Source organism: Streptomyces sp. NPDC032745 (assembly GCF_055579465.1).
The window spans coordinates 365108-378828 of the sequence record NZ_JBVING010000004.1; the positions used below are offsets into that span (position 1 = coordinate 365108).

Annotated in this window: 8 protein-coding genes and 1 pseudogene; 4 read left to right on the forward strand and 5 right to left on the reverse strand. The window is 72.7% G+C overall.

Annotation, left to right across the window (positions count from 1 at the left end; translation table 11 throughout):
• Nucleotides 1-157: 157 nt before the first annotated feature.
• Nucleotides 158-2404, reverse strand: a complete 2247-nt coding sequence (recD2, locus tag ACZ5WG_RS12930; protein ID WP_468722758.1) for an SF1B family DNA helicase RecD2 — start codon at nucleotides 2402-2404, stop codon at nucleotides 158-160.
• 277 nt (nucleotides 2405-2681) lie between these two features.
• Between recD2 and ACZ5WG_RS12935 the strand changes: the two genes are divergently transcribed.
• Together ACZ5WG_RS12935 and ACZ5WG_RS12940 are read left to right on the forward strand one after the other, a co-directional pair.
• Entirely contained in the window at nucleotides 2682-3209 is a 528-nt protein-coding gene (locus ACZ5WG_RS12935; protein WP_468722760.1) for a DUF937 domain-containing protein, read from the forward strand.
• A gap of 76 nt (nucleotides 3210-3285) precedes the next feature.
• Nucleotides 3286-3783: pseudogene (locus ACZ5WG_RS12940) on the forward strand (GNAT family N-acetyltransferase); the annotation flags it as partial.
• Here ACZ5WG_RS12940 and ACZ5WG_RS12945 read toward each other — a convergent pair.
• Nucleotides 3734-4690 (reverse strand): EamA family transporter, encoded by a 957-nt coding sequence (locus ACZ5WG_RS12945; RefSeq protein WP_468722761.1) that lies wholly within the window; start codon nucleotides 4688-4690, stop codon nucleotides 3734-3736. The pseudogene ACZ5WG_RS12940 and the gene ACZ5WG_RS12945 overlap by 50 nt on opposite strands.
• A 119-nt stretch (nucleotides 4691-4809) precedes the next feature.
• Here ACZ5WG_RS12945 and ACZ5WG_RS12950 point away from each other — a divergent pair, with 119 nt between their 5' ends.
• Nucleotides 4810-5766 (forward strand): LysR substrate-binding domain-containing protein, encoded by a 957-nt coding sequence (locus tag ACZ5WG_RS12950; RefSeq protein WP_468722763.1) that lies wholly within the window; start codon nucleotides 4810-4812, stop codon nucleotides 5764-5766.
• A 55-nt stretch (nucleotides 5767-5821) separates the two neighbouring features.
• Complete coding sequence (locus ACZ5WG_RS12955; RefSeq protein ID WP_468723049.1) at nucleotides 5822-7741, forward strand: glycoside hydrolase family 3 protein; 1920 nt, start codon at nucleotides 5822-5824, stop codon at nucleotides 7739-7741.
• 58 nt (nucleotides 7742-7799) lie between these two features.
• On the opposite strand, the gene ACZ5WG_RS12960 is transcribed toward ACZ5WG_RS12955, so the two are convergent.
• The 3 genes from ACZ5WG_RS12960 to ACZ5WG_RS12970 form a co-directional block, all read right to left on the reverse strand.
• A complete protein-coding gene (locus ACZ5WG_RS12960; RefSeq protein ID WP_468722765.1) occupies nucleotides 7800-9233 on the reverse strand; it encodes a S28 family serine protease in 1434 nt (477 codons plus the stop codon).
• Between the two features lie 84 nt (nucleotides 9234-9317).
• Nucleotides 9318-9719, reverse strand: coding sequence for a hypothetical protein (locus ACZ5WG_RS12965; RefSeq protein WP_468722767.1), 402 nt, complete (start codon nucleotides 9717-9719; stop codon nucleotides 9318-9320).
• Nucleotides 9720-9849: 130 nt separating this feature from the next.
• A complete protein-coding gene (locus ACZ5WG_RS12970; RefSeq protein ID WP_468723050.1) occupies nucleotides 9850-13695 on the reverse strand; it encodes an ABC transporter ATP-binding protein in 3846 nt (1281 codons plus the stop codon).
• Nucleotides 13696-13721 lie beyond the last annotated feature (26 nt).

Consider the following 13721-nt stretch of genomic DNA (forward strand, 5'->3'; position numbering starts at 1 on the left):
CTTCTTCGAGGTGCCCTGACTGCCTCTACCTTCCCCCATTTGGCGCAGGAGAGTGCACTCGGGGTCGGCCTTTGGTCTTTTTGACGGCACTGAGTGCCTTCAACCTGCTCATCCTGCCCCCTCCGCGCCGGTGCCGGAACCCCAAATGATCGATCATTTAGGTGATGTTTCCCACCGGTACGCGTCCGGACAGCCTGGGCGCGACCGCCGTGTACCTCCTGCCTGCAGAAACCGTACGCACAGCCTGGCCGAGGGCCTTGCGGGACCCGACCAGTACGACGAGTTTCTTCGCCCTGGTCACCGCCGTGTAGAGCAAGTTGCGCTGGAGCATCATCCAAGCTCCGGTGGTGACCGGGATCACCACGGCCGGATATTCACTCCCCTGGGAGCGGTGGATGGTGACGGCGTACGCGTGGGCCAGCTCGTCCAGTTCGGCGAACTCGTAGCCGACCTCCTCGTCCTCCTCCGTCCGTACCGTCAGCCGCTGTTCGTCCACGTCGAGGGCGGTGACCACGCCGACCGTGCCGTTGAAGACGCCGTTGGCGCCCTTCTCGTAGTTGTTCCGGATCTGGGTGACCTTGTCGCCGACCCGGAAGACCCGGCCGCCGAACCGCTTCTCGGGCAGGTTCGGCCGGGCCGGCGTGATGGCCTGCTGGAGCAGGCTGTTGAGGTTTCCGGCACCGGCCGGGCCGCGGTGCATGGGCGCGAGCACCTGGATGTCGCGGCGCGGGTCCAGCCCGAACCGGGCCGGAATCCTGCGGGCCGCCACGTCCACGGCGAGCCGCCCGGCCTCCTCGGTGTCCTCCTCCGGGAACAGGAAGAAGTCCGGCAGCCCGTCGGTGAGCGGCGGCAGGCCCGTGTTGATCCGGTGGGCGTTGGTGACCACGCCCGACTGCTGGGCCTGCCGGAAGATCCGGGTCAGCCGGACCGCGGGCACCGGCCCGCCCTCGGCCAGCAGGTCCCGCAGCACCTCCCCGGCGCCGACCGAGGGCAGCTGGTCCACATCCCCGACCAGCAGCAGGTGCGCACCCGGCGCCACCGCCTTGACCAGCTTGTTCGCCAGCAGCAGGTCCAGCATCGAGGCCTCGTCGACGACCACCAGGTCCGCGTCCAGCGGGCGTTCCCGGTCGTACGCCGCATCCCCGCCCGGCTTCAGCTCCAGCAGCCGGTGCACGGTGGAGGCCTCGGCCCCGGTGAGCTCCGCGAGCCGTTTCGCGGCCCTGCCGGTGGGCGCGGCGAGCACGACCTTGGCCTTCTTGGCCCGGGCCAGCTCCACGATCGAGCGCACGGTGAAGGACTTCCCGCAGCCCGGCCCGCCGGTGAGGACGGCCACTCTGTGGGTCAGCGCCAGTCTGACGGCGTCCCGCTGCTCGGGGGCCAGCTTGGCTCCGGTGCGCCCGGCCAGCCAGCCCAGCGCCTTGTCCCAGTCCACGTCCTGGAAGCCCGGCATCCGGTCGCCCTCGGCGCCCAGGAGCCGCCGCACCTGCCCCACCAGTGAGAGCTCGGCGCGGTGGAAGGGCACCAGGTACACGGCGGTCAGCGGGTCCGGACCGCCCTGCGGATCCGGCACGGATTCCCGTACGACGCCCTCCGGGTCGGCGGCGAGCTCGGCCAGGCATTCGATGACCAGCCCGGTGTCCACCTGGAGCAGCTTGACCCCGTCGGAGATCAGCCGCTCCTCGGGCAGGAAGCAGTGCCCCTGGTCCGTGGACTGGGACAGCGCGTACTGGAGCCCGGCCTTGACCCGTTCGGGGCTGTCGTGCGGTATGCCGACGGCCTGGGCGATCCGGTCGGCCGTGAGGAAGCCGATGCCCCACACATCTGCGGCGAGCCGGTAGGGCTGGTTCCTGACCACCGAGATGGAGGCGTCCGCGTACTTCTTGTAGATGCGGACCGCGATGGAGGTGGAGACGCCGACGCCCTGGAGGAAGACCATGACCTCCTTGATCGCCTTCTGCTCCTCCCACGCGGCGCCGATCAGCTTGGTCCGCTTGGGGCCGAGCCCGGGCACCTCGATCAGCCGCTTCGGCTCGGCCTCGATGACGTCGAGGGTGTCGGTGCCGAAGTGCTCCACGATCCGGTCGGCGATCTTCGGGCCGATGCCCTTGATCAGGCCGGAGCCGAGGTAGCGGCGTATGCCCTGGATGGTCGCGGGGAGCACGGTGCGGTAGTTCTCCACCGTGAACTGCTTGCCGTACTGGGGGTGGGAGCCCCAGCGGCCCTCCATGCGCAGCGATTCGCCGGGCTGGGCCCCGAGCAGGGAGCCGACGACCGTGAGCAGGTCCCCGCTGCCTCGGCCGGTGTCGACCCGGGCGACCGTGTACCCGCTCTCCTCGTTGGCGTAGGTGATGCGCTCGAGCACCCCCTCGACCACTGCCGGTTGCACCGCCCCGTTGGTTGCCATGGCAATGAAACTACCGCCCGCCGCCGACAGCCCGTCAGGCCTGTGGACAACCAGAAGGGGGTCCGGCCTCGCGGCCGGACCCCCTCACGGTTACCCCTCCCGTGCCGGACTTCCCGATCCCCCCAGATCCCTCCCCGGAAGTGCCGACGCACCATACGACCCGCTGCCCCGCCCCTGGGTTGCACACAGAATCGGAACTTTACGTTTCCATTACCTACGCGCCCTCCGGCGTACGTCCGAGGTGCCGCCGAATCCCCACAGAAGTAGCGTTTCGGCCATGAGTGAATCCTCGTTCCAGGATGACGTGATGGGCGAGCTGGGATCCGACCGGCTGACCGAGATCGCCGGCCTGCTCGGCACCGACGAGGCGGGCGCGCGCGACACCGTCGCGACCACGGTCGGTGCCATGGCCGGCGGTCTCCAGGAGAAGGCCGGCGCCGCGGACGCGGACGGCGACGAGGTCCGCCGGGCCTTCGCCGAGGTGGCCGAGCCCCCGCTGACGGGTGTGGCCACGCTCGGCGGCGGTCTGCTCGGCGGCGGGCTGATGGCCGGGGTGCTCGCGAAGGCGAGCAGGCCGGTCGCCGCGGCGGTCGCCAAGAAGACCGGTATCCCCCAGGCCACCGTCAGCCGCGTCGTCGAGCTGCTGATCCCGGTGCTGCTGGCGGTCTTCGCGAAGCGCGCGGCCGCCGGCAAGGGCGCCGCCGCCGGAGCCCCTGCTCCCGGGTCCGCCGCCGGGTCCGCCCCGGCGGAGAGCGGCGGACTCGGCGACCTGCTGGGCCAGATCCTGGGCGGCGCCAGGAAGTAGCCCGACCGCCGCCCCGCCGTCCGCCGCGCTATCCTCGGGCGCCATGGAGCCCCCTGCCGACAACTCCCCCGCAGCGGTACGGCTGCGGGACCCCGAGCCCGGGGAGCTGGGCTGGATCGTGCAGCGGCACGGCGCGCTCTACGCCGCCGAGTACGGCTGGAACACGGACTTCGAGGGCCTGGTGGCCCGGATCGTCGCGGACTTCGCCGAGGACCACGACCCGTATCTGGAGCGGGTCTGGATCGCCGAGCTGAACGGCCGCCCGGTCGGCTCGGTGATGTGCGTCCGCGAGGACGGCTCACCGGGCACGGCGCGGCTGCGGCTGCTCCTCGTCGAGCCGGAGGGGCGCGGGCACGGCATCGGGTCCCTCCTCGTCGACACCGTCGTCGCCTTCGCCCGCTCGGTCGGCTACCGCGAGCTGGTGCTGTGGACCAACGACGTGCTGACCTCGGCCCGTTCCCTCTACCAGCGCGCCGGCTTCACCCTGGTCGCCGAGCGCCCGCACCGCTCGTACGGCGTCACGCTCACGGGGCAGGACTGGCGGCTGCCGTTGCAGGAGGACTCCCCGCGCTGACCGCCCCGGCACCGCCCTCCACCGCGCCGCCGCCCTTCGTACGGATTCCGGCGCGGGCGGGGGCCAGCGAGGTCATGCCCACTCCGCCGACCAGCAGCAGCGCCGCCACCCAGCGCAGCCCCGAGACGCTCTCGCCGAGTACCAGCGCGGCCGAGGACATCCCGAACACCGGCACCAGCAGCGAGAACGGCGCGACGGAGGAGGCCGGGTAGCGCTTCAGCAGGTGGTTCCAGGCGCCGAATCCGAACACGGTGGACACCCAGGCCACGTACCCGATGACCGCGACCCCGGACCAGTCCAGCCCGCGCAGCGCGGCCAGGTCCCGCTCGGGGCCCTCGAGCAGCAGCGAGAGCCCGAACAGCGGCAGCACCGGGACGGTGCACACCCAGACCATGAAGTTCAGCGCGTCGGGCGGGGACGCCTTCCGCGTCAGCACGTTGGACACGCCCCAGCAGGCGGCGGCCGCGACGACCAGGGTGAAGCCGAGCACCGGCCCGGAGGTGCCCCCGTCCACGGCGGCGACGGCGATCCCGGCGAGCGCCACCGCCATGCCGGCCACCCGGACCCGCCCGGGCCTCTCGCGCAGTACGAGCGAGGCGAGGACGGCGGTGAAGACGGACTGGACCTGGAGCACGAGGGAGGACAGTCCGGCCGGCATCCCCGCGGCCATGCCGGTGAACAGGAGGCCGAACTTGGCGATGCCGAGGGCCGCCCCGACCGCGATGATCCACTTCCAGGCGGTCTTGGGCCGGCCGACGAAGAACACGGCGGGCAGCGCGGCGACGAGGAAGCGCAGGGCGGACAGGAGCAGCGGCGGGAAGTGGCCGAGGCCGATCTCGATGACGACGAAGTTGAAGCCCCAGACGGCGGCGACGAGTACGGCGAGTGCAGTGTGGACGGGACGCATGCTTCGAGCATCGGCGGCGCAACCATGTAGCACCAGCGCGGATCTCTTCCGGGATGGATGAAGCATTGCTTACGGATGACCAGCGGTCCGGCGGCCCGGCGATGCCTACGATGGGCCGCATGCTCGACCTCTCCCGGCTGCGCGCCCTGCACGCCGTCTCCGTCCACGGCTCTGTCGCGGGCGCGGCGGCCGCCCTCGGATACACCCCCTCCGCCGTGTCCCAGCAGATCGCCAAACTGGAGCGGGAGACCCGCACCACGCTGTTGGAGCGGCGCGGGCGCGGAGTCGCACTCACCGAAGAGGCCCGGCATCTCGCCGAGACCGCCCAGGAGTTGCTGGCGATCGTGGAGCGCGCCGAAACCACCCTGGAGGAACGGCGCGGGCAGCCGAGCGGCCTGCTGACCGTGGCCGCCTTCGCCTCGGCGGCGCGCGGGCTCCTGCCGGGGGTGCTCGCCGATCTCGCGCGCCGGCATCCCGCGCTGGACGTGCGCCTCACGGAGGTCGACCCCCATCTGTCGGTGGACCTGGTGGCCCGGGGGGTCACGGATCTGGCGGTGGCCCACGACTGGGACATCGCACCGCTGCCGGCCCCGGAGGGCGTCGAACAGGCGGTCATCGGGGACGACCCCTGCGACCTGGTGGTGCCGCGCGACCACCCGTTCACGGCGCGGGCGGTCATCCGCAGGGCCGACCTCGGCGGCCAGCGCTGGGTCTGCCAGCCGCCCGGCCGGGTCTGCCACGACTGGCTGATGCGGACCCTGCGCACGGCCGGGTTCGAGCCGGACATCGCGCACGTGGCCGAGGAGAACCACACCATCGTCGCGCTCGTCGCGGCCGGGCTCGGGGTGGCCGTCGTACCGCGGCTGGGCACCGGAGCGCTGCCGCCGGGCGCGGTGGCCGTGCCGCTGGAGCCCGGCCCCGTACGCAGGCTGTACGCCCTGTGGCGGACGGGGGCGGCCCGCCGGCCGGCGATCACCGAGGCCGTGCGGACCCTGCAGGAGCACTGGGCGTACGCGGCACCCCTTCCGGGGGACCTCCCGAGTGTCCGCAGCGCCGGGGGCGCGGCCCGGCAGTAGGGTCCGGCGCGTGTCGTACCACGCGTCCCGCAGGTCCCTGCTCACCGCGGCCGCCATGGCCGCCGTCACGGCCGCCGGAGTGGCCTCGTACGCCGTGGGCGGTGGCCCGGGCGGCGGGGACGGCGAACCGCACGCCGACGACCCGCGTCCCGGCGACCGTCCCCCCGGCCGGGCACCCGACCGGGCGGCGCTGCGCCGCCTGGTGGCCGGGATGAGTCTGGCCGAGAAGGTCGGGCAGCTCTTCGTGTCCCGCGCGTACGGCCATTCGGCGACCGACCCCGACCCGGCGGACGCCGAGCAGAACCTGAAGCTGTTCGGGGTGCGCACGGCCGCGGAACTGGTCGCCCGCTACCACCTCGGCGGGATCATCTACTTCTCCTGGGCGCACAACACCCGTGGCCCGCAGCAGATCGCCGAGCTGTCGGCCGCCCTCCAGCGGGCGGCCGCCGGCTCCGGTTCCGGCATCCCGCTCATGCTCTCCACCGACCAGGAGCACGGAGCCGTGGCGCGCATCGGCAAGCCCGCGACGCTGCTGCCCGGGGCGATGGCCCTGGGGGCGCGGCACGGCGCGGGCGGCACGGCGGGCGCCTCCGCCGAAGCAGCCACGGCCGGCCCGGCCGCAGGCACCGGCCCGGCCGCAGCCACCGCCGGCCCGGGCGCGAGCACCACCGGCCCGGCCGCAGGCGCCGATTCCGCGGCCACCGCCGAGGCCCGCCGCGCCGCGCGCATCGCGGGCGCCGAGCTGGCCGCGATGGGCATCCGGCAGGACTACGCGCCGGTGGCCGACGTGAACGTCAACCCGGCCAACCCGGTGATCGGCGTACGGTCCTTCGGCGCCGACCCGCAGGCGGTGGCGGCGCTGGTCGCCGCCCAGGTCCGCGGCTACCAGGGCGCCGGGGTCGCCGCCACCGCCAAGCACTTCCCCGGCCACGGGGACACCGAGACCGACAGCCACGTCGGTCTGCCGGTGATGCGGCACAGCCGGGCCCAGTGGGAGGAGCTCGACGAGCCGCCGTTCCGGGCGGCGGTGGAGGCGGGCGTGGACGCCGTCATGACGGCGCACATCGTCTTCCCCGCGCTCGACCCTTCGGGGGACCCGGCGACCCTCTCCGGACCGATCGTGACCGGCATCCTGCGCGAACGCCTCGGCTTCCGGGGGGTGGTGGTCACCGACGCCCTCGACATGGCCGGGGTCCGGCAGAAGTACGGGGACGACCGGGTACCGGTGCTGGCCCTGAAGGCGGGCTGCGACCAGCTGCTGAACCCGCCGGACCTGGGCCTGGCGCATCGCAGCGTGCTCGCGGCCGTCGAGGCGGGCGAGCTGACGCAGGACCGGATCGAGGAGTCGGTGCTGCGGATCCTCGAACTGAAGGCCCGCCGGGGCCTGTTCGACGCGGCGCACACCGCCGCCGGGCAGATGGACGCGATGGTGGGGATCCCGGCGCACCTGACCGCCGCCGACGAGATCGCGGCGGGTACGACGACCCTGCTGGCCAATCCCGTGAAACTGCTGCCTCTGGATGCGACGGCCGCGCCCCGGGTGCTGGTCACCGGGACCGACCCGGCCTCCCCCAGCGGTACGACGGGACCCCCTACGGCGGTACTGGCCCGGGAGCTGACCGCCCTGGGCTGCCGTGCGACGGCCGTACCGCCCGCCCGGGCGGTGGCCGCGGCCCCCGGCAACGCGGCGGTGCTGGTGTGCACGTACAACGTCCCGGAGGGGGACGGTCCGCAGCGCACGCTGGTCACGGAGCTGCTGGCCACCGGGGTGCCGGTGGTCGTGGTGGCGATCCGCAATCCGTACGACCCGGCCCGGCTGCCCACGTGCGCGGCGGAGCTGGCGACGTACACCTGGACGGACGTGGAGATGCGGGCGGCGGCCCGGGTGGTCACCGGGGCGGCACGGCCCTCGGGCCGCCTCCCGGTCCCGGTGCCGGGCCGCTACCCGCTGGGCCACGGGCTGTCGTACGACTGAGTACGTCTGGTACCAGCCGTACCACCTCTCCCGTGGCCCCTCGGGCCCTGCCCGGGAGCTACGGCCGCAGCTGCGGCTCGCGCTCCTGGTCCTTCTGGTCGAGCACGGCGTCGGGCTTCGCCAGCGGCGTCGCCCGGCCCGCGTCGGCGAGCGCGGCGGCCGGGGCGACCCCGGCCCACTGCAGGATCTTCTGCGTGGCCAGCGCCTTCTCGCCCTCCTGGAGCTTGGCGACGTTGGCGCCGTGGTTGGCGCCCGGCGCGATCATCACGTAGCTGTCGCGGACGGTGTAGCCGAGGTGGAACGGTTCGGCACCCCACGGGTCGTTCTGCCCGTACACGAACAGCATCTGGTCGGCGTTGCGCTTCACCCAGTTGTCCACGTCCGCCATGACCCCCGGCTGGAAGGTCATCGGGATCTCGCGGGGCACGAAGTTGCGCGGCGGCTGGTAGCCGTAGCGGCTCAGGCCCCGCAGGTGCGGCTGCTTGATGTCGGGCGAACCGAGCTGCGTACCCGCCTGGTAGTAGTACGGCGTGTACGTCTCCAGGCCCTGGTCGGCGTAGGCCGAGAAGCCGGAGATCGTGTCGATCGAGTCCCAGATCTCCTGGTCGCTCGCGGTCGCGGCGGCCGGGATGGAGGCGCAGTCGGCCAGCAGGCTGTACTGCCAGAAGGCCCACACGTAGTCGAGCACGACGGCCTCGTAGGCCTTGTCGAGGTTGCCGACGGTGGTGAAGGTCCAGCCGTTCTCGGCGGCGGCGGCCGCGTACTTGGCCTCCAGCGGCTCACGGCGGACGAGGGCCTCGCGCTGCACCGCGTTCAGCTTGTCGCGGCACTCCTTGGTGCCGACCTTGGCGAAGAACCGGTCGTACGCCGAGTCCTCCTTGTTGACGACGTCGTTGGGCGCGACGTAGGCGACGACACCGTCCATGTCACGCGGGTAGTAGCGCTCGTAGTACGTCGCCGTCATACCGCCCTTGCTGCCGCCCGTGGCGAGCCAGTTCTTCTTGTAGACCTTCTTCAGGGCGGTGAAGATGCGGTGCTGGTCGCTGGCGGCCTGCCAGATGTCCAGGTTCGCCCAGTTGGCCGGATCGGGCCGGGAGGGCGTGAAGAATCGGTACTCCAACGACACCTGGTTGCCGTCGACGATGGTCGTCGGCTCGCTGCGGCGCGGGCTGGTGTTGACGTTGTAGCCGGAGGTGAAGAACACCGTGGGCCGGGAGACGTCCTTGTGCAGCAGGGTGAGGCGCTGCTTGAAGGTGCCCTTCGACGGGTTCCGGTGGTCGACCGGCTGTTCGTAGTTCAGTACGAAGAAGCGGTACCCGGGGTACTCCTTCTCCTCGATCAGACTCATCCCCGCAATGGCGAGGATCTCGTCCTTGATGTCCGTCGCGGCGGACGGCCCTGCGGCGGTGGCCGCCTGAGCCGTGAAGCCGGCTGCGCCCATGGTGCCGATCAGCACCACGAGCGACAGCAGCCAGCCGAGCGTCTTGCGCATTCACCCTCCCCTGAGTTCACTTCGGTCGCCCGTGAACCTAGCGGGGTCAACGCACGGCTGACCAGACCTAGTTGGGACGCTCGTTCAGCACAGAATCCAGCCGGATTCGACGGATCCGGCCTCGATGCTCCCCTTTACGTACACGCAGCGGCTGATCGCGCCGACAGTGACGGGGCCGGCATATCGGGTGAATCGCCCCGCATCGCCGACCGGGACCCCGCCGCGCGGCTGGATGCTCACCGCCATCGCCCGGCGCCGGCCCGGGTCGTGGGCCACCGTCACCGCACAGGCCTGCGTACGGCTCTTGTAGATGCGCACCTCACCCGTCGGCAGGGGCAGCGTCCTGACCAGGCCGCCCCCGCAGCCACCGGTCGCCGCGTGCGCCGGCGGCGCCGCGATCAGGCCGCCGAGGCAGAGCACGAGCCCCACCGCGAACGCCCCTGCCGACGCGGCCCCCCGGCCGCGCCCCTTCCGCTCGTGCTCCACACTGCCCCCCGATCGGTCGTACGTAACACGCACACACGTACGACGCACGGACCCCCCGGAAGGTTGCATACAGCAAGATCCGGGGGCCGGGGCGCAGCGACGGCGCGTACTGCGACTCAGACGGGGCGACTCATGCCGCGGCGGGCTCGTCCTCGCCGACGAAGGTGCGCCACAGGTCGGCGTACCGGCCGCCGCGGGCGACGAGTTCGGCGTGGGTGCCGTCCTCCACGACCCGGCCGCGGTCCATGACCACGACCCGGTCGGCGCGCGCGGCCGTGGTCAGCCGGTGTGCCACCACGAGGGTGGTCCGCTTGCCGGCGAGCCGGTCCGTGGCCTGGTTGACCTGTGCCTCGGTGGCCAGGTCGAGCGCGGCGGTGGCCTCGTCGAGCAGCAGCACGTCCGGGTCGACGAGTTCGGCGCGGGCCAGGGCGATCAACTGCCGCTGACCGGCCGAGAGGTTGCGCCCGCGCTCGGCGACGGCGTGCAGGTAGCCGCCGTCGAGGGTGGCGATCATGTCGTGGGCGCCGACCGCGCGGGCGGCCGCCTCCACCTCGGCGTCGCCCGCCTCGGGCCGCCCGTAGGCGATGGCGTCGCGGACCGTCCCGGGGAAGAGGTACGGCTCCTGGGGGACGACCCCGAGCCGGTGGCGGTACGCCGTCAGGTCGAGCTCCCGCAGGTCGGCGCCGTCGGCGGTGACCCGGCCCGAGGTCGGGTCGTAGAACCGGGCCACGAGCTTGACCAGCGTGGACTTGCCGGCGCCGGTCTCGCCGACGAACGCGACGGTCTGGCCGGCGGGTATCCGCAGGCTGATACCGGCCAGCGCGTCGTCCTTCTCGCCGCGCTCCTCGGCGGTGCCGTACGCGAACCGCACGTCCTCGAAGGCGATCTCGCCGCGCAGCTCCTCGACCGCGCGCGGGTCGGCCGGGCGGGGGGTGCTGGTGGGCTCGCGCAGCAGCCCCTGGATCCGGCCGAGCGAGACGGTGGCCTGCTGGTAGCCGTCGAAGACCTGGGAGAGCTGCTGGACGGGGGCGAAGAACAGGTCGATGTAGAGGAGGTACGCCACCAGCGCGCCGGTGGTGAGGGTGCCGGCCTCGACCCGGCCCGCGCCGACGATCAGCACGGCGGCCGCGGCCCCGGAGGACAGCAGCTGCACGAACGGGAAGTAGACGGATATCAGCCACTGGCCGCGCACCCGGGCCTCGCGGTACGAGTCGCTCCGCTCGGCGAACCGGGCGGCGCCGGCCCGCTGGCGGCGGAAGGCCTGGACGATGCGCAGCCCGGAGACGGACTCCTGGAGGTCTGCGTTGACCAGGCTGACCCGGTCGCGGGCCAGCTCGTACGCGGCGACCGACTTGCGGCGGAACACGATCGTGCCGAGGACCAGCACGGGGAGGGTGGCGAAGACGATCAGCGCGAGCTCGACGTCGAGGACGAGCAGGGCGATCAGGATGCCGAAGAAGGTGAAGACGGAGACGACGGCGGTGACGAGCCCGGTCTGCAGGAAGGTCGAGAGTGCGTCCACGTCGGTGGTCATCCGGGTCATGATCTTGCCGGTCAGCTCGCGCTCGTAGTAGTCGAGGCCGAGGCGCTGGAGCTGGGCGAAGATCTTGACTCGCAGGGCGTACAGCACGCGCTCGCCGGTGCGCCCGGTCATCCGGGTCTCGGCGAACTGGGCGGCCCACTGCGCGACGACGACGGCGAGGGCGAGGACGGCGGCCACCCAGACGGCGCCGAGGGCGGCCTGTTCGACGCCCTTGTCGATGCCGTGCCGGATCAGGATCGGGAGCAGCAGCCCGGAGCCGGCGTCGACGGCGACGAGGCCGAGGCTGACGGCGAGGGGCGCCCAGAATCCGCTGAGCAGCCGGCGCAGGTTGTAGCTCTTCTCGGCGGACGCGGCCTGCTCCTCGTCCACGGCGGGCTCGTCGTCGGCGGGCGGCAGCGCGGCCACCTGCGCGAGCAGCTCGGGGGTCGCCGGCATGCCGGCGACGGCGCCGGCCATGGACGGGACGGCGCCGGGTGCGCCGGTCGCCGCGGCGGTCCCGGCCGCGGCGGACTCCGATTCCTCCTGGCGGCGCCACAGCTCGGGGGTCACCCCGTCGGCGACCCGCCGCTTGGCGTTGACCGGCTCGGAGTCGATCTCGGCCTCGAGCTCGATGTCCCGTTCGAGGTTCCCCTCGATGTCCCGCTCGATGTCCCGCTCGAACTCGGCCATCGCGGGCGCGTCGGAGGTGCGCGGCGACGCGGCGCCGAGCGCGTCCGGGTCGGTGAGCAGCCGCCGGTAGAGGGGCGATCTGCGCTCCAGCTCCTCGTGCGTCCCGATGTCGGAAAGCCGCCCGCGGTCGAGTACGGCGATCCGGTCGGCCAGCGCGAGCGTGGAGCGGCGGTGGGCGATGAGGAGGGTGGTGCGACCGGCCATGACGGCGCGCAGCGCCTCGTGGATCTCGTGCTCGACGCGGGCGTCCACGGCGGAGGTGGCGTCGTCGAGGAGCAGCAGCCGGGGGTCGGTGAGGATGGCGCGGGCGAGCGCGATGCGCTGGCGCTGGCCGCCGGAGAGGGTGAGCCCCTGCTCGCCGACCTTGGTGTCGTAGCCGGCGGGCAGGGCCTTGATGAACCCTTCGGCCTGGGCTGCGCGGGCGGCGGCCTCGATCTGTGCGCCGGTGGCGCCGGGGCGGCCGTAGGCGATGTTGGCGCGGATGGTGTCGGAGAACAGGAAGGAGTCCTCCGGCACGAGCCCGATGGCGGCGCGCAGGGAGTCGTACGTCAGGCCGCGCACGTCGTGGCCGCCGACGCGGACGGTGCCGCGGTCGGCGTCGTAGAAGCGGGGCAGGAGGAGGGAGACGGTGGACTTGCCGGAACCGGAGGCGCCGACGACGGCGACGGTCTCGCCCTCGGTGATGGTGAGCGAGAACCCGTCCAGGACGGGCCGCTCGGGGTCGTACCCGAAGACGACCTCGTCGAACTCGACGGTGGCGGGGGCGTCGGCGGGCAGCTCGTGCGTGCCCTCTTCGATGACGGGCTCGGTGTCGATGAGCTCGAAGACCCGCTCGACGCCGGCGCGGGCCTGCTGGCCGACGGTGAGGACCATGGCGAGCATGCGGACGGGGCCGACGAGCTGGGCGAGGTAGGTGGAGAAGGCCACGAAGGTACCGAGGGTGACCTGGCCGTTGGTGGCCATCCAGCCGCCGAGGGCCAGCATGGCGACCTGGGCGAGGGCGGGCACGGCCTGCAGGGCGGGGGTGTAGCGGGAGTTGAGCCGGATGGTCCGCATCCGCCCGGCGAACAGCCGCCGCCCGGCGGCGCGCAGCTTGCCGGTCTCCTGCTCCTCCTGGCCGAAGCCCTTGACGACGCGGACGCCGGTGACGGCCCCGTCGACGACGGTGGCGACGGCGGCGGCCTGGCCCTGGGCCCACCAGGTGGCGGGGAAGAGCTTCTTGCGGCTGCGCTTGGCGATGAACCAGAGGGCGGGGGCCATGAGCAGCGCGACGAGGGTCAGGAGCGGGGACAGCCACAGCATGACGCCGAGGGATATCCCGAACAGCAGGAAGTTCCCGATGGTCATGGGCAGCATGAAGAGCAGCCCCTGGATCAGCTGGAGGTCGCTGGTGGCCCGCCCGACGACCTGGCCGGTGGACAGTTCGTCCTGGCGGCGCCCGTCGAGGCGGGCGATGGTGTCGTACATGTCGGTGCGCAGGTCGTGCTGGACGTCCAGCGCGAGGCGGCCGCCGTAGTACCTGCGTATGTACGTCATCACGTACACGAGGACCGCGGCGCCTATGAGCAGCCCTGCCCACATCCCCATGGGCTTGCTGTGGTCGCCGATGACGTCGTCGATGATGACCTTGGTGACCAGCGGCACGAGCGCCATGACCGCCATGCCGCCCAGGGAGGACCCGAGCGCCAGCAGCACGTTGAGCCGGTACCGCCAGGTGTATGCGGCGAGCCGCCGGGCCCAGCCCTGTTTCCCGCCCGCTGCCATCTCTGCCGCCGCCACGTGACGCCTCC